Consider the following 20025-nt stretch of genomic DNA (forward strand, 5'->3'; position numbering starts at 1 on the left):
GAACGTTTCGGGGCGGTCCGATGTCGGCTGTGGGACAGCGCGCGGACGGTGGGTGATGGCGATCACCGCGCATCCTGGCCTTGCCACGACGTCGGCACCTGCGGCGTCGTGCGGCATCGCGGCGCCGGTGGCGCGACGTATGATGCCGGGCCAGCCACCGCCGCCGCCTTCGATGAAGCTCGCCATCCTGTCCCGCAATACCAAGCTGTACTCGACCCGGCGCCTGGTCGAGGCCGGCCGCGAACGCGGGCACACGGTGCGCGTGCTGGACCCGCTGCGCTGCTACATGCGCATCGCCGCCGGCGCTTTCACCATGCATTACAAGGGCAAGCCGATCACCGGCTACGACGCAGTGATCCCGCGCATCGGCAATTCGGTGACCCGCTACGGCACCGCGGTGCTGCGGCAACTGGAGATGATGGGCGTCTGCACGCCCAACCCGTCCGACGCGATCCTGCGCGCCCGCGACAAGCTGCGCGCGCACCAACTGCTGGCGGCCAAGGGCATCGACATGCCGATGACCGTGTTCGGCGACAACCCGGACGACACCGGCGATCTGTTGTCCATGCTCGGCCCGCCGCCGCACGTGGTGAAGTTGAACGAGGGCACCCAGGGCACCGGGGTGATCCTGACCGAGAAGGCCAGCGCCTCGCGCGGCGTGGTCGAGGCGCTGCGCGGGCTGTATGCCAATTTCCTGGTGCAGGAGTTCATCGGCGAGGCAGAGGGCGCCGATCTGCGCTGCTTCGTGGTCGGCAACCAGGTGGTGGCGGCGATGCGCCGCACCGCGCCGGAGGGCGACTTCCGCTCCAACCTGCATCTGGGCGGCACCGCCGAGAAGACCGCGGCCAGCCGTGGCGAGCAGGAGGTCGCGGTACGCTCGGCCAAGGCGCTGGGCCTGGGCGTGGCCGGCGTCGATCTGATTCGCTCCAAGCGCGGGCCGCTGGTGCTGGAGGTCAATTCCACCCCGGGCCTGGAAGGCATCGAGACGGTCTGCGGACTGGATATCGCCGGTAAGGTCATCGAGCACCTCGAAGCTTGCCTGAAACGAAAGAAATCAGGGGCTTAGTCGCATTACTGGCCGTGCGTTCTGGCTTAACACCGGTTTAATTCCGCCCTGCGTAAGCTTCCCCGGACCGCAGCTCTGCCCTCCTCAGCAGGAACGGTAATCGGGATAGAAAAACTTTCGGCCCAGGCAGCTCCCGCTGCCTGGGTCTTTTTCTTGGGCGATTTGTTGGCGATCGCAGACCCCGGTCGGCGCGGGGTTCGCGCTTGCGGGCATGTTTGCGCGGCAGCTACATTGCGACGCAATGGGGGGAACTGCGGAATGCAGGAAGCCCTGATCGGTCGTGGCGCCAAGGTGAGGCGCCCATGAACGTGAAGAAAGTGTTCGCGCGGCAACTAAGTACAATTCGGCAGCGATCTGACTCGGGTGAACGTGTTCAAGAAGGAGGCGAGCCTGGCTTGGCGCAGGCGTTGCCGAAGAACGAATGGCAGACCACGCCGTTTGCAAGCGCTGAAGCTGGCGAGCGGATCGGCTGGAGCGAGAACTGATAGCGGCGACGCGCTGTCCAAGGCAGCGAATCGTCAGGTGGATCGCGAGGGCGAAAGTTCGCCTGGGCATCCATCGGAACGCATTGCAAATACCATGGCGGCGTGCCGCCGTGGACGACGAGGAGGCGCGGCATCCGCGGCGCACTCTACTGATACGTAGTACGACTGACGGGGTACATGTTGGTGCGAATTCTAGTGATCGAAGACAACAGCGACATCGCTGCCAATCTCGGCGACTACCTCGAGGATCGCGGTCATACCGTCGATTTCGCCGCCGATGGCGTCACCGGTCTGCACCTGGCGGTGGTGCACGAGTTCGATGCGATCGTGCTCGATCTCAATCTGCCCGGCATGGACGGCATCGAGGTCTGCCGCAAGCTGCGCAACGAAGCGCGCAAGCAGACCCCGGTGCTGATGCTCACGGCGCGCGATTCGTTGGACAACAAGCTCGCCGGCTTCGATTCCGGCGCCGACGACTACCTGATCAAGCCGTTCGCGCTGCAGGAAGTGGAAGTGCGGCTCAACGCGCTGTCGCGCCGCGGCAAGGGCGTGCACACCCGGGTGCTGGAGACCGGCGATCTGGAATACAACCTGGATACGCTGGAAGTGCGTCGCCAGGGCAAGCTGCTGCAGCTCAATCCCACCGCGCTGAAGATCCTGCAGGCGCTGATGGAAGCCTCGCCGGCGGTGGTGACCCGGCAGGAACTGGAAACCCGCGTCTGGGGCGAGGAACTGCCCGATTCCGATTCCCTGCGCGTGCATATCCATGGCCTGCGCGCGGTGGTGGACAAACCGTTCGACGTGCCGATGATCCAGACCCGCCACGGCATCGGCTACCGCATCGCCGCCCCCGATGCCTGAAGCGCCTGCGTTGCCGCGTGTGGTGCGGCGGCGCGGACGCTACCGCCGCCGCCTCCGCAGCCGCATCATCCTCTCGTTCGTGCTGTTGGGCTTCGGCCTGACCGCACTGTTCGCGTTCGCCACCAACTGGGCGCGGGCACGCGTGGAGAACCAGCTGGTCGAGGTGGTGCTGAACCGCAACATCGACGAGTACTCGCACCGGTTCTTCTCCGATCCGTCGAAGAACCCGGATCTGCCGGTGCAGCAGATGGTCGGCCGGGTGGTCAAGAGCGACCGCTTCGAGGCGCTGCGGCGCGAGCAGCCGGAGTGGTACAACTTCTCCGACGGCATCCACAACGTGTCCGGTCGCGACGAAACCGGCAAGCCGTTCTCCTACAAGGTGGCGGTGCGCAAGACCCCGAACGTCTGGTTCTTCCTCGCCTACGACATGACCCAGACCATGCAGGGCGAGGTGCAGCTCAAGCGCACCCTGATCCTGTCGGTGCTGGTGTTCAGCGCATTGTCGCTGGTGATCGGCTGGTGGTCGGCGTCGCGGGTGATGCGGCCGGTGTCGGACCTGGCCGCACGCCTGCGCGCCTATCGCGGCAGCAGCGACCCCAAGCCGCTGGCGCCGCACTTCCCCGACGACGAGGTCGGCCAGCTGGCCGAGGCGCTGGACGACTATTCGGCGCGCCTGACCGAAGTGGTGCAGCGCGACCGCGAGTTCAATGCCGACGTCAGCCATGAACTGCGCACGCCGCTGGCAGTGATCCGCGGCGCCACCGAGCTGCTGCTGACCCGGCCCAATCTCGACGAGAAAGTGCTGCAGCGCCTGCAGCGCATCCAGCGCGCCGAACAGCAGTGCAGCGACTTGATCGGGTCGCTGCTGCTGCTGTCGCGCAACGAGCGCGGGCAGGGACACAGCAACGTCGCCAAGGTGGCCGAGCAGTTGATCGAGTCGCATCGCGCGCAACTGGGCGGCAAGCCGCTGCAGTTGCTGCTGGAAGGCGAGCGCAACCTCACCATCGATGCACCGGAAGCGGCGCTGTCGGTGGCGCTGGGCAATCTGATCGGCAATGCCGTCAAGTACACCCAGGAAGGGCAGGTGGTGGTGCGCGTGCTGAGCGACGCGGTGCAGGTGATCGATTCCGGCCCGGGTCTGAGCGAGGAGGACGCGGCCAAGCTGTTCCAGCGCGGCTACCGCGGCACCCACGCGGGCCATTCGCAGGGCGGCGGCATCGGCCTATCGATCGTCAGTCGCCTCTGTGATCTCTATGGTTGGCAGGTCAACGTGCGTCCGGGCGCCACCAAGGGCGTGGTGGCGACACTGTGGTTCAAGCCGGCCTGAGGCTGGCGACGGCGCTTCGTCCATCGCGTAGGAGCGGCTTCAGCCGCGACCGGGCGTTCCCCCGGTAAGGATTGATCGCGGCTGATCCCAGTGGGAACAAGGGCGACGACCTACAAAGACGCTGACGCCTTGGCCGCAGCCAGCGCACGGTACTGCTCGTCCAGCTTCTCCACCGCTTCCTGCAGTGCCGTTGCGGCGCCGTCGTTGACCACCACGTCGTCGGCAATGGCCAGACGCGCGACACGGGTGGCCTGGGCCGCCAGCATGCGCTGCGCCAGGTCGGCGGTGATGCCGTCGCGTTGCATCAGGCGGGCGTGTTGCAGCGCCTCGGGGGCGTCGATCACCAGGATCCGGTCGAGCCAGGGATAGCGGGCGCGCGCACCGACCTCGGTCAACAAGGGGATGGCGGCGATCGCGTATGGTCCGGCGGCCGCGCGACACTGTTCCTGCAGCAACCGGCGAATGGCCGGATGGGTGATCGCTTCCAGGTCGCGGCGTGCCGTTGCGTCCTCGAAGATCCGCTGGCGCAAGGCGGCGCGGTCGAGTTGCCCATCGTCCTGCAGGATCTGCGGCCCGAACCGCGCCACGATCTGTGCCAGGGTCGGGTGGCCGGGCGCGACCACCGCACGCGCGGCGAGGTCGGCATCGGCGACGACGATGCCCTTGGCCTCGAAGCGGCGGCTCAGTTCGCTCTTGCCGGAGGCCACGCCTCCGGTCAGGCCGACGACGAAATCAGTCAAGCCTTGGGCTCCGTCAGCGCAGTCCCGACCAGCGCATGTAGGTCTCCACGATCTCCGTGCCCCAGAAGAAGGTGATCCAGCCGGCGATCGCCAGATAGGGGCCGAACGGGATCGGCGTGGCGCGGTCGCGGCCCTTGGCCGCCAGCCACAGCGAACCCAGGATCGCACCGACCAGGGAGGAGATCAGGATGGTCGGCAGGATGCCCTTCAGGCCGCACCAGGCGCCGATCGCGGCCAGTAGCTTGAAATCGCCATGGCCCATGCCTTCCTTGCCGGTGATCTGCTTGAACAGCCACCACACCGACCACAGCGAGAAGTAGCCGACCGCGGCGCCGAGCAGAGCGGGTTTGGCCGGCATGTACAGGTTGTCCATGCTGCCGATCAGGCCGAGCCACATCAGCGGCAGGGTCAACTGGTCCGGCAGCAGGCGCGTGCGCAGGTCGATGCCGGACAATGCCACCAGGAAACAACTGAACACGATCGCGCCGAAGCCCTGCCAGCCGAAACCGAAGCGCCACACACTGGCCACCACCAGCAGGCTGGTGAGCAGTTCCACCAGCGGGTACTGCGGCGAGATCGGGGCGTGGCAGTAGCGGCATTTGCCGCGCAGGGCCAGCCAGCTGAACAGCGGGATGTTTTCGAACCAGGCCAGCTTGTGCTTGCAGTGCGGGCAGTGCGACGGCTCCACCACGATGCCGGGCGGCGGCGGATCGTAGATGTCCGGCAGCTCCAGGATCTCGCGCGAATCGCGCTTCCACTGCCATTCCATGCGCCTGGGCATGCGCAGGATGACCACGTTGAGGAAGCTGCCCACCAGCAAGCCGAGCCCGGCCGCGGCCGGGAAGCCGAGGCCGGGGTGTTGATCGAGAAATGCCATTAATGCTTATCCAACGACGGAGGCCAGCTTGAAGATCGGCAGGTACATGCCGATGACCATGCCGCCGACGATGGTGCCGATGAACACCATGATCAACGGCTCGATCAGGCTGCTCAAGGCATCGACCGCATTGTTCACTTCCTGCTCGAAGTACTCGGCGACCTTGAACAGCATCGCGTCCAGCGCGCCGGCCTCTTCGCCGATCGCGGTCATCTGGATGACCATGTGCGGAAAAAGATTGGTCTGCTTCATCGCCATGTTGACCGGGTAGCCGACCGACACGTCGTCGCGCATGCGCAACACGGCTTTTTCATAGACGCTGTTGCCGGTGGCGCCAGCGACGATATCCAGTGCCTCCACCAGCGGTACACCGGCACGGAAGGTCACCGCCAAGGTGCGCGAGAAGCGCGCGACCGAGCTGTTATGCATGATCTGGCCGATGATCGGCACCTTGAGCACCAGTCGGTCCATCCCATGCTGCATCGCAGGCGAACGTTTGTAGGTGAAGATGAAGCCGCCGATGGTGCCGATCAACAAGAGCAACAGCATCCACCAGTAAGCTACCATGAAGCGAGATGCAGCAACGATCATCTGGGTGAAGGCCGGTAGCTCCGCACCGAAGCCCTTGAACACCTCCTCAAACTGCGGAACGACCCAGACCAGTAGGATCGAAGTGACGATCAGGGCAACCGCCATCACCATGGCGGGGTAAAACAAGGCCTTCTTGATCTTGCCCTTCAGTGCTTCGATATTCTCTTTGTAGGTGGCAACCGTTTCCAGCACGGTCTCGAGCACGCCGGCGCCTTCACCGGCCTTGACCAGGTTCCGGTACAGCTCGTCGAATTGAACAGGATGCTTGCTGATTGCCTCGTAGAGCGAGGAGCCGCCCTCAATGTCGGTGCGGATCTGATCCACCATCTGCTTCATGCGCGGGTTCTTGTGTCCGCTGGCGATGATCTCCAACGAACCCACGATCGGCACGCCCGACTTCATCATCGTCGCCATTTGGCGGCTGAAGAAGGCGATGTCCTTGGGGCTAATCTTCTTGCCGGCGGCACCAAACAGCGGCTTGGGTTTGGGCTTGACCACCGAGGGGGTAATGCCCTGGCGGCGTAGCTCTGCACGCAGCAGGTTGGCATTCTTGGCGACTTGCTCGCCCTTCATCTTGATGCCGCGTTTGTCGGTGCCCTCCCAGACAAATGGCACCTGCTGACTGGTGCTGCGTGCGACCGGCTCTTTCTTGATTGCGCTGCGCGTTGCGGACATCAGGTCGTCTCCCCCGTCCGGCCATCCCCGGGCGGACATGCCGAGCATGGTATCGGTTTCCTGGGCATCTGGCACCCGTGGGAGCTGTCTCTGCAAGGCCTCATTGTCCACGGGGTGACCTTCAGCGTCACTTTTTGCCGAAATTTGGCGGATGGTCCAGTCTGTCGCAAATTGCCGATTTATCTGCATCTTGCTTGGCGTGCTAGGGCATGATGTGCCACGAGGCCTAGGGCCGGGCGGTGTGAGAAGTTGGCACGCCGTCTGCTTCTATCACCTCGCACGTGGCGCTTCGCCGCGGCGCTCGGGGAGTAGGATCCGCGGGCGAGTGCCTACCACCACCTCATTCCATCTCTAGGGGTTCACAATGAAGAAGCAGCAGGGCTTTACCCTGATCGAACTGATGATCGTGGTCGCGATCATCGCCATCCTGGCCGCCATCGCGATCCCGATGTACCAGGACTATGTGGTCAAGTCCCAGGCGACCTCGGCTCTGGCTGAAATCACGCCTGGCAAGGTTGGTTTTGAGACCGCGATCAATCAGGGCAAGACTCCCAGCACCACCGCGACGGATGATGGCTACATCGGTATTCCGGCTACCACTACCTATTGCAACGTTACGCTGGGGGCGACCGCTACTGGTAATATCACGTGCACCGCGAAGGGCGGAAATGCCGGTAAGTTCAATACCAAGACGATTATCTGGACTCGCGACGCAAACGGTGCATGGACTTGCACCAGCACCCTGGACGCGAAGTATCGTCCGGGCAGTTGCGCCGCGGGCTGACCTGTAGCGCTGTTGTTCACAGGAAGCCCCCGAATGGGGGCTTCTTTGTTTCTGGAACTGCTATGTAAGGGCTAAGTGTTTCCGGGGGCGCAATGAAGGGCGGGCATGTGCGCGGATTTGCTTTGCATGAATTGATGGTGACTGTTGCCATAGTGGCTATCCTTGCTGCTGTAGGATTCCCTGTCTATTAGGGGTATGTCGCGAGAAGCCAAACGACGGCTGCCTTGGCGATATTGAGGCCAGGAAAGACCATGATCGAAACTGCCGTCGCGGAGCAGCGGGATGCTTCTCTCCCTGATGCCGATTACATCGGGGTCAAAGCGGCTGCTTCTTGTTCCGCAGTGAGTGTTGATGTGACTGGTAATTATATGGTTCAGCTAGGTTGCCGTGTTTCAGGTAATTCAAAAATGGACGGAAAGATCCTTTACTTGAAGCGCAATGTGGAAGGTGTGTGGACGTGTGACGCGAGCGCCTTTGAGGTACCGTACAGGCCAGAGGCTGTGGTTGAGACGCATGCCCGCTCTTTCATCGTGAGTTGAGGTAGCAAATGAGTGCGTTGGTTGCTCCTAATTTGGTCGGCATCACCGGCATCGCCCGCCGCCTCGTCCAGGACGGGGCGCTGGAGGAAGCCGCAGCGCGGACCGCCATGGCCCAGGCGGCCGAGGCCAAGGTGCCGCTGCCGCAGTGGTTCTCCGAGAAGAAGCTGGTCACCGCCGCGCAGCTGGCCGCCGCCAATGCGGTGGAGTTCGGCATGCCGTTGATGGATGTCTCGGTCTTCGATGCCAGCCAGAACGCGATGAAGCTGGTCAGCGAGGAGTTGCTGCAGAAGTACCAGGTGCTGCCGCTGTTCAAGCGCGGCGGCCGCCTGTTCGTCGGCATCAGCAACCCGACCCAGACCCGGGCGCTGGACGACATCAAGTTCCACACCAATCTGACGGTGGAGCCGATCCTGGTCGACGAGGACCAGATCCGCCGGACCCTGGAGCAGTGGCAGGCCAGCAACGATTCCCTCGGCAGCGCGCTGGGCGACGACGAGGGCATGGACAACCTCGATGTCGGCGGCGGCGACGAGGACATGGGCGGCGGTGGCGACACCGGCATCGACGCCAAGGGGGAGGACACTCCGGTCGTCAAGTTCGTGAACAAGGTGCTGGTCGATGCGATCCGCCGCGGCGCGTCCGACATCCACTTCGAGCCCTACGAGGACGACTACCGGGTGCGCCTGCGCATCGATGGCCTGCTCAAGAGCGTGGCCAAGGCGCCGGTCAAGCTCAACCAGCGCATCGCCGCGCGCCTGAAGGTGATGGCGCAGCTGGACATCGCCGAGAAGCGGGTCCCGCAGGACGGCCGCATCAAGCTCAATCTGTCCAAGAACAAGCAGATCGATTTCCGCGTCAGCACCCTGCCCACGCTGTTCGGCGAGAAGATCGTGCTGCGTATCCTGGACGGCAGCGCGGCCAAGCTGGGTATCGACAAGCTCGGCTACGAGCCGGAGCAGCAGAAGCTGTTCCTGGACGCGATCCACAAGCCGTACGGCATGGTCCTGGTCACCGGCCCCACCGGCTCGGGCAAGACGGTGTCGCTGTACACCGCGCTGGGCATCCTCAACGACGATACCCGCAACATCTCCACCGCCGAGGATCCGGTCGAAATCCGCCTGCCCGGGGTCAACCAGGTGCAGCAGAACAACAAGCGCGGCATGACCTTCGCGGCGGCGCTGCGCTCGTTCCTGCGCCAGGATCCGGACATCATCATGGTCGGCGAAATTCGTGACCTGGAGACCGCCGAGATCGCGATCAAGGCTGCGCAGACCGGCCACATGGTGCTGTCCACCCTGCACACCAACGACGCGCCGCAGACCATCGCGCGCCTGATGAACATGGGCATCGCGCCCTACAACATCACCAGTTCGGTGACCCTGGTCATCGCCCAGCGCCTGGCGCGGCGCCTGTGCAACAACTGCAAGCGCCCGGTCCAGTTGCCGGAAAAGGCCTTGCTGGCCGAAGGCTTCACCGAGGCGGAGATCGCCGCCGGCGTCCAACTGTACGAAGCGATCGGCTGCGACGAGTGCACCGAGGGCTACAAGGGCCGCACCGGCATCTATCAGGTGATGCCGATGAACGACGAGATCGCGGCGATCGTGCTGCAGGGCGGCAACGCCATGGACATCGCCAGCGCCGCGCAGAAGATCGGCGTCAAGGACCTGCGCCAGTCGGCCCTGCTCAAGGCCCGCAACGGCATCACCAGCCTGGCCGAGATCAATCGGGTGACGAAGGATTGAGGAGCTGGGAATAGGGAATTGGGAGTGGGGAATCGGAAAAGCGGGGTTTCCCATCCCTGGTGGCCTGCTGGTATTCCAAGTCTTATTCCCAGGCCTCTTGTAGCGCAGGGCGCACGATGCCGGCTGCGCCCAATCGCATTATTACCCGCTTGGTCGGATCACTCCCTCGGGCGAAGGGCCGGGGTAGCCGGAAGAGCGGCTTTTCCCATTCCCCAATCCCGATTCCCCATTCCCGGCTTCACTACTCCATCCCCAGCTTCTTCAGCTTGTAGCGCAGCGCCCGAAAGGTGATGCCCAGTTGCGCGGCGGTGCGGGTCTTGTTCCAGCGGTTCTCTTCCAGCGCTTTCTGGATCGCGGCGCGTTCGAGTTGCTCGATGTAGGACGGCAGGGCGGAGGAGCTGGGGTCGATGTCGACCACGCCGCGCGGCAGGGCCGGGGCGGCTTCGGCGGCGCTGCGGGCGTGGTTGCCGGGTTGCGGCAGGCGCAGGTCGGTGGCGCTGATCTGGTCGTCCTCGGCCATTGCCAGGGCGCGCTCGAGGATGTTTTCCAGTTCGCGCACGTTGCCGGGGAAGGCGTAGCTGCTCAGTGCGTCCAGGGCGGAGGGCGACAGCAGCGGGGTGGGGCGGCCGTGGCTCTTGGCCAGCCGCGCCAGGATCGCTGCGGCCAGTTGCGGCAGGTCGCCGCCGCGCTCGCGCAGCGGCGGCACGCGCAGTTCGATCACGTTGATGCGGTAGTACAGGTCGTGGCGGAAGCGGCCCTCGGCGACCAGGTCGGCCAAGTCCTTGTGGGTGGCCGAGAGGATGCGCACGTCCACCGGCACCTCGGTGGCGGCGCCGACCGGGCGGACCGATTTTTCCTGGATCGCGCGCAGCAGCTTGACCTGCATCGGCAGCGGCAGTTCGGCGACCTCGTCGAGGAACAGGGTGCCGCCGTGCGCGGCCTGGAACAGGCCGGCCTGGTCGGCATGGGCGCCGGTGAAGCTGCCCTTCTTGTGGCCGAAGAACTCGCTTTCCATCAGTTCGGCCGGGATCGCGCCGCAGTTCACCGGAACGAAGGGGCCGGCGGAGCGGGCGCCCTGTTCGTGGATGGTGCGCGCGACCAGTTCCTTGCCCACGCCGGATTCGCCGAGGATGTAGACCGGCGCCTGGTTGCGCGCGACCTTGGCGATGGTGCTGCGCAGGGCGTCCATCGCCGCCGAGGCGCCGAGCAGGCGGCTGGCCTGCTCCGGGGCAGGCTGCGGCGGCGCGGCGCGGCTTTCGTTGTTGAGTTCCAGCGCATGCTTGACCAGGCCGCGCAGCACCTGGATGTCCACCGGTTTGCTGACGAAGTCGAACGCGCCGGCCTTCAGCGCTTCCACCGCCAGGTCCATGCTGCCGAAGGCGGTGATCATCGCCACCGGCGTGCGCGGGTAGTGTTTGGCGATCTCGCTGACCAGTTCGATGCCGTTGCCGTCGGGCAGGCGCATGTCGGTGATGCACAGATCGTAGGGATTGCTCGCCAGCAGTTCGCGCGCTTCGGCAAGGTTGGCGGCGGTGCTGATGCGCAGCCCCATCCGGCCCAGGGTCAGGACCAGCAACTCGCGGATGTCGCGCTCGTCGTCGACGACCAGGGCGCTTCGGGTTTCGTTCATGTGCAGGGAAGATAACGTAGGAACCGGGGCGTGCGCCAATTTACCGGCGCCGGCCGCGCGCTGGCGGAGCGATTCTCACCTGTCAGCCGCTGAGCATGGCGTGCGGGCCGGGCAGGGCGACGCGGAAGCAGGCGCCGCCGGCCGGCACCGGCACGTACTCCAGACGCGCCTGGTTGGCCCGGCACAGCTCGCGGGCGATGTACAGGCCCAGCCCGGTGCCGTGCTCGGAGGTGGTGAAGAACGGCCGGAACAGCTGTGCCGCCACTGCTTCGGGGATGCCGGGGCCGCGGTCCATGACGTCGACGATGGCGTTGCGCTCCTGCAGCGCCACGCGCAGGCGCACCCGCGCCGGCTCCTCCATCACCCGCCCGTACTTGAGCGCGTTGTGCACCAGCGCGCTGAGGATCTGGTGCAGGTGTTTGGGGTCGACCAGCGCGTGCACCGGCTGCGGGGCTAGGATCGCTTCGAGGCTGTCGGTCTCGATCGACAGGGTCTGTCGGTATTCCAGGACGAAGCGGCGCACGAACGCGCCCAGGTCCAGGTTCTCCGGATTGGAGCGCTCGCGCCGGGCCAGGCCGAGCACGCTCTCGACGATGCCGTTGGTGCGCTGGCACTGCTGGTGGATGATCTGCAGCAGGCGGCGGTCGGCATCGCCGATCGCCGGCGATTCCTCCAGCAGCTGCGAAGCGTAGTTGATCGCGGCCAGCGGGTTGCGGATCTCGTGGGCCAGGCTGGCCGAGAAGCGGCCCAGCGCCGACAGCGTCAGCGATTCGGCGCGCCGCGAGACCACCGTGGCGTCGTCGAGGAACACCAGGGTCAGGTCGCCCTCGGCCAGCAGCCGGGCGAAGCGCGGCTGCACCTCCGGCTGGTCCGGCGACAGCTGCAGCGGGCTTTCGTCCTGGTTCCAGCCGTTGCGCCAGCGCTGCAGGCGTCGGGCCAGTTCCGGCGCGGCGCTGGCCAGGTCCAGCCGGCCGCTGCCGCTGTTGCCGTCGGTATCGCCGAGCAGGGCCGACGCGGCCTCGTTGGCCAGCGTCACCCGGTTCTGCGCGTCCACCACCACCACCCCGGTGCGCATGCGGCGGATGATCAGTTCGTTGATTTCGTAGAGATTGGCCACCTCGGCGCCACGGCGCTCGGCCAGGTGCTGGCTGGTGCGCGCACGCTGGCCGATCCGGTTGCAGATGTAGGCCACCGCCAGGTAGCTGGTGGCGAACATCGCCAGTTCGGCCAGGCTGCGGGTGTTGTCGGCGCCGTCCAGCACGCTCCAGACGTATTCGGCCAGCGTCGCCGCCGAGGCGGTCAGGGCGATGGCGATGCCGCCGCGCAGGCGCAGCAGCATTGCCGCGGCGGCGACGTTGAACAGCAGCATCATCGCGATGCCGGCGCTGGCCGCGGGCAGGGCATGCGCGGCCAGGGTCGCGGCGACGATGTCGGCCAAGGCGCTGAAACCGACGATCGGCGCCAGGTGCGCCTCGTTGCGCCCCCACATCAGCAACGCCAGCGCCACCGCCAGGTAGGCGGTGGACAAGGTGGCGGCCAGTTGCGGGTAGCGCGGTTCGCCCACCAGCACGCCGAGCGGGCTGAACACCAGGGCGGCGATCAGCCCGGCCACCAGCACCCGGTACAGCGCGAAGAAGTACAGCTCGCGGCGCGGAATGGACTCGATGCGATCGATGAGCGAGGCGCTGGTGGGCAAGCCGGACTCCGGGCGGACAGCGGACGGCGCGAGTATAGGGGCGGCGCCGTCTACGCGGAGGGCGACCGGGGCGGTGGCGACCTGCCTGGGCCGTCACCGCCCTCGACGGGGAAACCGCGATTGCCGTCGCCGGCGGCCCGGCGCCGGATCGGGGCAAGGGCCAAGGACGACGTCGCGGGGTGAGGGCAGCAAGGCGTGGGCGGCCGAGTGCCCGCTCCACCCGGTGGCGCCACCGCGGACCTCGCCGGAGGCCTCGGTCGGGCCTGGGCGCCGGCGCTTTTGCGCCGCCGCCCTCGGTCGGCGACAATAGGCGTCCCGTCCGTACCGCTCCCGGCCGCCACTCAGGGCCCGGATCGCTGCGGGACGGCCGTTCCTTTTCCCACGGTGACGCATGAATTTCCACGAATATCAGGCAAAACAACTGCTTGCCGAGTACGGCATCCCGGTCCCGGCCGGCAAGGTCGCGGCGACTCCGGAAGAAGCGGTTGAAGCCGCCAAGTCGCTTGGCGCTGGCCCTTGGATGGTCAAGGCGCAGATCCACGCAGGTGGCCGCGGCAAGGCCGGCGGCGTCAAGTTCTGCAAGACCACCGACGATGTGAAGGCCGTTGCCGAGAAGCTGCTCGGCACCAAGATGGCCACCTACCAGACCGCCGGCGTCGAGCTGCCGATCAACCTGGTGCTGGTGACCACCGCTGGTGAGATCGTCAAGGAGCTGTACCTGTCGGTGCTGGTCGACCGCGGCACCCGCACCATCAGCTACATCGCATCGAGCGAAGGCGGCATGGAGATCGAACAGGTCGCCGCCGAGACCCCGGACAAGATCCACACCCTCAACGTCGACTTCGTCGAGGGCGTGCAGGGTTACCACGGCCGCGACATCGGCTTCAAGATGGGCCTGACCGCCAAGCAGGCCGGTCAGTTCGCCAGCATCATGGTCAACCTGTACCGCATCTTCAACGAGAAGGATCTGGCGCTGGTGGAGATCAATCCGCTGGCCATCCTCGACGACGGCAACCTTTACGCGCTGGACGGCAAGTTCAACAGCGACGACAACGCCAACTTCCGCCACAAGGAACTGGTCGCCATGCGCGACAAGTCCCAGGAAGACGAGACCGAAGTGACCGCTTCGGAGCTGGACATCAACTACGTCACCATGGACGGCAACATCGGCTGCATGGTCAACGGTGCCGGTCTGGCCATGGCGACCATGGACGTGATCAAGCTCAACGGCGGCGAGCCGGCGAACTTCCTGGACGTGGGCGGCGGCGCCAACAAGCAGCGCGTGATCGAGGCGTTCAAGCTGATCCTGTCCTCGGACAAGGTCGAAGGCATCTTCGTCAACATCTTCGGCGGCATCGTCCGCTGCGACATGATCGCCGAGGGCATCATCGCGGCGGTCAAGGAAGTGGGCGTCAAGGTTCCGGTCGTGGTGCGCCTGGAAGGCACCAACGTGGAAGAGGGCAAGCAGCTGCTGCGCGACAGCGGCATGGCCATCATCCCGGCCGACAACATCAACGACGGCGCCAAGAAGGTCGTTGAAGCTGTCAAGAACGCCGCCTGATCCACGACACCAAGGAACTCCAATGTCTGTTTTGATCAACAAGAACACCAAGGTGATCGTGCAGGGCTTCACCGGCCAGCAGGGCACCTTCCACGCCACTCAGATGATCGAGTACGGCACCCAGGTCGTCGGCGGCGTCACGCCGGGCAAGGGCGGCACCACCCACATCGACCTGCCGGTGTTCAACACCGTGGCCGATGCCGTGCAGAGCACGGGCGCCGACGCCTCGGTGATCTACGTGCCGCCGCCGTTCGCGGCCGACGCGATCCTGGAAGCGGCCGCGGCCGGCATCAAGGTCATCGTCTGCATCACCGAAGGCATCCCGGTGCTGGACATGCTGCGCGTCAAGAACGTGCTGACCCGCTCGCATCCGGACACCGTGCTGATCGGGCCGAACTGCCCCGGCGTGATCACCCCGGGCGAGTGCAAGATCGGCATCATGCCGGGCCACATCCACAAGCCGGGCAAGATCGGCATCGTCTCGCGTTCGGGCACGCTGACCTATGAAGCGGTCAAGCAGACCACCGAAGTCGGCCTGGGCCAGTCCACCTGCATCGGCATCGGCGGCGACCCGATCAACGGCCTGAACTTCGTCGACTGCCTAAAGCTGTTCAACGAGGATCCGCAGACCGAAGGCATCATCATGGTCGGCGAAATCGGCGGCGACGCCGAGGAAGCCGGTGCCGAGTACATCGCCAAGCACGTCAAGAAGCCGGTGGTCGGCTTCATCGCCGGTGCTTCGGCCCCGGCCGGCAAGCGCATGGGCCACGCCGGTGCGATCGCCTCGGGCGGCAAGGGTACGGCCGAGGGCAAGTTCGCGGCGATGGAAGCCGCAGGCGTCAAGACCGTCCGCTCGCCGGGCGACCTGGGTGCGGCGATCGCCTCGCTGGTGAAGTAAGCCGTCAGCGCCGCGGCAGCGACCCGCCTTCGGGTGCGTCGTTGTCGCCGCCGCTGTCCGCAAGGGCCTCGCGCGAGCGAGGCCTTTTGCGTTTTGAGGATCCGATGCGCGGCACTGCCGCGGTGTCCCTGGCGCGACGAGGCGGATGGGGCGGCCACGCACTGCCGCCCCGCCAACGTCTGCGCAATCAAGCAGTTGCGCCATCCCAGTGGTCGCCATTCGTCCCTGCGGCCCCGCCATTGGTCCCCTGGCCGGGTGGTGCTGTCCCTGCGTTGCCGACGCGGCCCGGCATGGTGCCGACACTGGCGCCACTTTCTTCGGCAGCGACAGGAGCGGATGCGTGATCAGGCGATGGCGTGCAGCGGTATGCGGGGCGGGCATGGCGATGGGTATCGGTGGTATCTGCGCGGCGGCGCCAGGCGACTGGGCCAGTTATGCCGGCGCGCCCGGCGGCGGGCAGTACTCGCCGCTGACCCAGATCACCCCGGACAACATCGGCCGGCTGCGTATCGCCTGGTCGTTCCGCACCGGCGAACTCGGCGCGGGCCTGCCCGATCCGGAGCGGCGCCGCTTCGAGGCCAATCCGCTGGTGCTGGGTGGGCGCATGTATCTCACCACCGGGACCGGCATCGCCTTCGCCCTGGATGCGACCAGCGGCCGCGAACTGTGGTCCTTCGATGCCAAGGTGCCGCGCAACAAGCACTACAGCGACCCGGCCTCGCGCGGGGTGAGCTTCTGGCGCGACACCCAGGCGACGGCCGGCGCGTGCCGCGAGCGCATCGTGTACGGCACCCTGGATGCGCGGCTGATCGCGCTGGATGCCGCCGACGGCAAGCCCTGCGCCGGGTTCGGCAAGGACGGCACGATCGACCTGCATGCCGGCATCGACGTGCACGACAACGCCAGCGATCCCTGGGCCAACTACGCGGTGACCTCGCCGCCGGTGGTGGCCGGCGACGTGCTGGTGGTCGGCAGCTCGATCGGCGACAACCGCGGGCATGCGCTGGAGCAGGGCGTGGTGCGTGGCTACGACGCGCGCAGCGGCCGCGAACTGTGGCGCTGGGATCCGGTGCCGCGCGATCCGGCCAAAGCGGCTGCGGCCGGCTGGCAGCCGGAGCAGGCGGCCACGGTCGGCGGCGGCAATGCCTGGGCGCCGCTGTCGGTGGATGCGGCGCTGGGCCTGGTCTACGTACCGACCGGCTCGGCCAGCCCCGACTATTACGGCGGCGAGCGCCTGGGCGACAACCGCGACACCGACTCGCTGGTGGCGCTGGACCTGCGCAGCGGGCGCCGGGTGTGGGCGCAGCAGTTGGTGCATCACGATCTGTGGGACTACGACCTGGCCTCGCAGCCGGTGCTGACCACGGTGCAGACTGCGCAGGGACCGCGCGCGGCCGTATTGCAGGCGACCAAGACCGGCTTCCTGTTCGCCTTCGACCGTCGCGACGGCACGCCGCTGTTCCCGATCAGCGAGGTGCCGGTGCCGGCTTCCGACGTGCCGGGCGAACGTGCCTCGCCGACCCAGCCGATGCCCGAACCGGGGCTGCGCCTGGCGCGGCACACGCCGCTGACTGCCGCCGACGCCTGGGGGGCGACGCCCGGCGCGCGCCGCGAATGCGCAGCGCTGATCGCCGGGCTGCGCTCGGAAGGCCTGTTCACCCCGCCCAGCGTGCGCGGCACGATCGCGCTGCCGGGCTGGGCCGGCGGCGTGAACTGGGGCGGCATCGCGGTGGATCCGCAGCGCCAGCTGGCGATCATGCCGGTGTCGGACCTGCCGATGCAGGTGGCGCTGATCCCGCGCGACCAGTTCAGCAAGGCCGAGCATGCGCGCCATCCGGACCAGCAGTTCAACGACATGGAAGGCACGCCGTACTACATGCGCCGCGGCATGTTGAGCTCGTCCGGTGGCATTCCCTGCGTCAAGCCGCCGTGGGGGCGACTGGTGGCGGTGGATCTGCGCACGCGCAAGATCGCCTGGGAGCGCCCGCTCGGTACCCTGGAAGAGAAGCTGCCGTGGCTGCCGCTGGAGGTGGGCACGCCGCTGCTCGGCGGCGCGGTGACCACGGCCAGCGGCCTGATCTTCATTGCCGCGGCGGCCGATGCGCGCCTGCGCGCGCTCGACAGCGCCACCGGCAGGACCCTGTGGGAGGCCAAGCTGCCGGCCGGCGGCCAGGCCACGCCCTCGGTCTATGCGGTGGGGGGCAAGCAGTACGTGGTGATCGCGGCCGGCGGGCGCGAAGGCATGGGCACGATGGGCGACTACGTGGTCGCCTACACGCTCGACGGCGAGGGCAAGGACGTGGTGTTCCAGCACGGCGTCGGCGTGCGCATGGCGGTGCTGGGCCTCGCCGCGCTCGGGTTATGTGCGGGAGTGGTGATGCTGTTGCGCCGTTGGCGCCGGCGGCGGCGTGCGCGGACTGGTGCTGGCGTCCGCTGAAGCACATGGCGGTGGCTGGCAGGTGCTTCGGGGTTGATGCAGTCGGGACTGAAGTCCCTCCCACAGTGACGCCTCTGCACGTGCTGTCCCTGGAGTGAGCGCGGCTTCGGTGGCGACGCGCGGCGCATGCACCAGCGATTTCTATTGGTCGTGCATGTTGCTCGATTGTGGGAGCGACTTCAGTCGCGACGCGGGTGCCTGACTAAGCGGCTTTCTCGGGCGCGCGCAGCAGAGCGAGCGCCCTGCGGCAGCGCCGCGGCTGCCGCCATGTGCGCACCAAGCTGCGGCCTGCCCGGGCTACATGCCTACATTCCAACGTGGCGGCACGCGCATCATCGGCCGCAACCCGGCACAGCGCTACACTGCGCATGGCGCCGTGCGATGCAACGGCGCCGCGGCAGGTGCGATGCGCTCGTGTGGCGCCTGACGGTCTTCCATTCGTTCCTGCAAGGTTGCCTATGTCCGCTTCCCTCCGCCTCGCCATGGCCCAGTTCGATTTCCCGGTCGGCGCCGTGACCCAGAACACCGACCGGATCATTGCGTTGATCGAGGAGGCGCGCGACGAGTACGGCGCCGACGTGGTGCTGTTCCCGGAACTGGCGGTCAGCGGCTATCCGCCGGAAGACCTGCTATTGCGGCCGGGCTTCCTGGCCGACTGCGAGCGCGCGGTGCAGCGCATCGCCGCACAGGTGCACGGCATCGTCGCGGTGGTCGGCTGGCCGCAGAGCGCCGGCAGCGTGGTCTACAACGCCGCCAGCGTGCTGCGCGGCGGCCGCATCGAGCGCACCTACCGCAAGCGCGAACTGCCCAACTACGCGGTGTTCGACGAGCGCCGCTACTTCGATGTCGACCCGGACGGCGAGAACTGCGTGTTCGAGGTCAAGGGCACGCCGGTCGGCCTGGTGATCTGCGAGGACCTGTGGTTCCCGGAGCCGCTGGCGGCGACCGTGCGGGCGGGTGCGGAACTGGTACTGGTGCCCAATGCTTCGCCCTACGAACGCGGCAAGCATGCGCAGCGCGACGCGCTGCTGGCCGAGCGCAGCCGCGAGAGCGGCGCGGCGCTGGCCTATCTCAACGTGGTCGGCGGCCAGGATGCGCTGGTGTTCGACGGCGCCTCGGTGGTGGCCGACGGCGACGGCACCGTGCATCCGGCGGCGGCCGCCTTCACCGACCAATGGCTGGTGGTGGAGTACGACACCGCCGCGCGCCGCTTCGCGCCGCTGCGCTGGACCGACGACGGCGACGAAAGCATGGATGCGCTGGCCTGGCGCGCGGTGGTACGCGGGCTGCAGGACTACTGCGCAAAGAATCGCTTTTCCAAGGTGTGGCTGGGCCTGTCCGGCGGCATCGATTCGGCGCTGGTGCTGGCGATGGCGGTGGACGCGCTTGGCGCGGACAACGTCACCGCGGTGCGGCTGCCGTCGCGCTACACCGCCGACCTGTCCAACGACCTGGCCGCGGATCAATGCCGCACCTTGGGCGTGAAGCTGGAGACGGTGGCGATCGAGCCGGCGTTCGAGGGCCTGCTGAGCGCGCTAGGCCCGCTGTTCGCCGGCACCGAGCCCGACGTCACCGAGGAGAACCTGCAGTCGCGCAGCCGCGGCGTGATCCTGATGGCGCTGGCCAACAAGTTCGGCGGCCTGCTGCTGACCACCGGCAACAAGAGTGAGTACGCGGTGGGCTACGCCACCATCTACGGCGACATGTGCGGCGGCTACGCGCCGCTGAAGGACCTGTACAAGACCGAGGTGTTCGGCCTGGCGAAGTGGCGCAACACGGTGGGCGGTGCGCCGGTGATCCCGCCGGCGGTGATCGCGCGGCCGCCCTCGGCGGAACTGCGCGCCAACCAGACCGACCAGGATTCGCTGCCGCCCTATGACGTGCTCGACGGCATCCTGTACCGCTATGTCGACCAGGAAGAATCGCGCGACGAGATCGTCGCCGCCGGCTATGCCGCCGAGGTGGTCGACCGGGTGGTGCGGCTGGTGCGCATCAGCGAATGGAAGCGCCACCAGGCCGCACCGGGACCGAAGGTGTCGCGCCGCGCGTTCGGGCGCGAGCGGCGTTATCCGATCAGCAATGGGTATCAGGCCTGAGGGAACTCGGAAAAGCCGGA

The 20025-nt window shown here is 66.8% G+C and carries 16 protein-coding genes and 1 pseudogene; 12 read left to right on the forward strand and 5 right to left on the reverse strand.

Features of this window, described 5'->3' with window-relative positions; translation table 11 throughout:
• The first annotated feature begins 172 nt into the window (after positions 1 to 172).
• The 4 genes from rimK (at position 173) to ACHWVH_RS17510 (ending at position 3739) form a co-directional block, all read left to right on the forward strand.
• Positions 173 to 1066, forward strand: a complete 894-nt coding sequence (gene rimK, locus ACHWVH_RS17495) for a 30S ribosomal protein S6--L-glutamate ligase (protein ID WP_026143298.1) — start codon at positions 173 to 175, stop codon at positions 1064 to 1066.
• A 302-nt stretch (positions 1067 to 1368) separates the two neighbouring features.
• Positions 1369 to 1551, forward strand: coding sequence for a hypothetical protein (locus tag ACHWVH_RS17500; RefSeq protein ID WP_295923842.1), 183 nt, complete (start codon positions 1369 to 1371; stop codon positions 1549 to 1551).
• Positions 1552 to 1734: 183 nt separating this feature from the next.
• Complete coding sequence (locus ACHWVH_RS17505) at positions 1735 to 2412, forward strand: response regulator transcription factor (protein ID WP_145703507.1); 678 nt, start codon at positions 1735 to 1737, stop codon at positions 2410 to 2412.
• A complete protein-coding gene (locus tag ACHWVH_RS17510; RefSeq protein ID WP_148828478.1) occupies positions 2405 to 3739 on the forward strand; it encodes a HAMP domain-containing sensor histidine kinase in 1335 nt (444 codons plus the stop codon). Before ACHWVH_RS17505 ends, ACHWVH_RS17510 begins: the two co-directional genes overlap by 8 nt.
• Before the next feature lie 110 nt (positions 3740 to 3849).
• Here the strand turns inward: ACHWVH_RS17510 and coaE are convergent, their stop codons facing one another.
• From coaE to ACHWVH_RS17525, 3 genes are read right to left on the reverse strand one after another with little or no spacing between them, the layout of a single operon-like run.
• Positions 3850 to 4479, reverse strand: coding sequence for a dephospho-CoA kinase (coaE, locus tag ACHWVH_RS17515; RefSeq protein WP_394687637.1), 630 nt, complete (start codon positions 4477 to 4479; stop codon positions 3850 to 3852).
• Between the two features lie 13 nt (positions 4480 to 4492).
• Positions 4493 to 5356 carry an A24 family peptidase gene (locus tag ACHWVH_RS17520; protein ID WP_017910397.1) on the reverse strand — a complete coding sequence of 288 codons (864 nt, stop codon included), beginning with the start codon at positions 5354 to 5356 and terminating at the stop codon, positions 4493 to 4495.
• A 6-nt stretch (positions 5357 to 5362) separates the two neighbouring features.
• Complete coding sequence (locus tag ACHWVH_RS17525) at positions 5363 to 6622, reverse strand: type II secretion system F family protein (protein ID WP_394687702.1); 1260 nt, start codon at positions 6620 to 6622, stop codon at positions 5363 to 5365.
• Positions 6623 to 6986: 364 nt separating this feature from the next.
• On the opposite strand from ACHWVH_RS17525, the gene ACHWVH_RS17530 reads away from it, so the two are divergent.
• The 4 genes and pseudogenes from ACHWVH_RS17530 (at position 6987) to pilB (ending at position 9687) form a co-directional block, all read left to right on the forward strand.
• Positions 6987 to 7406 carry a pilin gene (locus ACHWVH_RS17530; RefSeq protein ID WP_019799634.1) on the forward strand — a complete coding sequence of 140 codons (420 nt, stop codon included), beginning with the start codon at positions 6987 to 6989 and terminating at the stop codon, positions 7404 to 7406.
• Positions 7407 to 7498: 92 nt separating this feature from the next.
• Positions 7499 to 7597 (forward strand): type IV pilin protein, encoded by a 99-nt coding sequence (locus ACHWVH_RS17535; RefSeq protein ID WP_295923835.1) that lies wholly within the window; start codon positions 7499 to 7501, stop codon positions 7595 to 7597.
• A gap of 21 nt (positions 7598 to 7618) precedes the next feature.
• Positions 7619 to 7945, forward strand: a pseudogene (locus tag ACHWVH_RS17540) (pilin); the annotation flags it as partial.
• A gap of 8 nt (positions 7946 to 7953) precedes the next feature.
• Positions 7954 to 9687: a type IV-A pilus assembly ATPase PilB gene (pilB, locus tag ACHWVH_RS17545; RefSeq protein ID WP_295923832.1), complete on the forward strand. Its 1734-nt coding sequence runs from the start codon at positions 7954 to 7956 to the stop codon at positions 9685 to 9687.
• A gap of 241 nt (positions 9688 to 9928) precedes the next feature.
• On the opposite strand, the gene ACHWVH_RS17550 is transcribed toward pilB, so the two are convergent.
• Together ACHWVH_RS17550 and ACHWVH_RS17555 are read right to left on the reverse strand one after the other, a co-directional pair.
• Positions 9929 to 11317 carry a sigma-54 dependent transcriptional regulator gene (locus tag ACHWVH_RS17550; protein WP_043095008.1) on the reverse strand — a complete coding sequence of 463 codons (1389 nt, stop codon included), beginning with the start codon at positions 11315 to 11317 and terminating at the stop codon, positions 9929 to 9931.
• Positions 11318 to 11399: 82 nt separating this feature from the next.
• Positions 11400 to 13013, reverse strand: coding sequence for a PAS domain-containing sensor histidine kinase (locus tag ACHWVH_RS17555; RefSeq protein WP_267122127.1), 1614 nt, complete (start codon positions 13011 to 13013; stop codon positions 11400 to 11402).
• Positions 13014 to 13404: 391 nt separating this feature from the next.
• Here ACHWVH_RS17555 and sucC point away from each other — a divergent pair, with 391 nt between their 5' ends.
• The 4 genes from sucC to ACHWVH_RS17575 all read left to right on the forward strand — a co-directional run bounded on the left by sucC (position 13405) and on the right by ACHWVH_RS17575 (position 20005).
• Entirely contained in the window at positions 13405 to 14574 is a 1170-nt protein-coding gene (gene sucC, locus ACHWVH_RS17560) for an ADP-forming succinate--CoA ligase subunit beta (RefSeq protein ID WP_010342227.1), read from the forward strand.
• Positions 14575 to 14596: 22 nt separating this feature from the next.
• The gene (sucD, locus tag ACHWVH_RS17565) at positions 14597 to 15472 is read left to right on the forward strand and encodes a succinate--CoA ligase subunit alpha (protein WP_010342226.1); all 876 of its coding nucleotides are present in this window, start codon (positions 14597 to 14599) and stop codon (positions 15470 to 15472) included.
• Positions 15473 to 15851: 379 nt separating this feature from the next.
• Positions 15852 to 17909, forward strand: a complete 2058-nt coding sequence (locus tag ACHWVH_RS17570) for a pyrroloquinoline quinone-dependent dehydrogenase (protein ID WP_394687638.1) — start codon at positions 15852 to 15854, stop codon at positions 17907 to 17909.
• A 458-nt stretch (positions 17910 to 18367) separates the two neighbouring features.
• Positions 18368 to 20005 carry an NAD+ synthase gene (locus tag ACHWVH_RS17575; protein ID WP_320740576.1) on the forward strand — a complete coding sequence of 546 codons (1638 nt, stop codon included), beginning with the start codon at positions 18368 to 18370 and terminating at the stop codon, positions 20003 to 20005.
• Positions 20006 to 20025 lie beyond the last annotated feature (20 nt).

This window comes from uncultured Xanthomonas sp., from assembly GCF_964278005.1.
GTDB lineage: Bacteria > Pseudomonadota > Gammaproteobacteria > Xanthomonadales > Xanthomonadaceae > Xanthomonas_A > Xanthomonas_A sontii.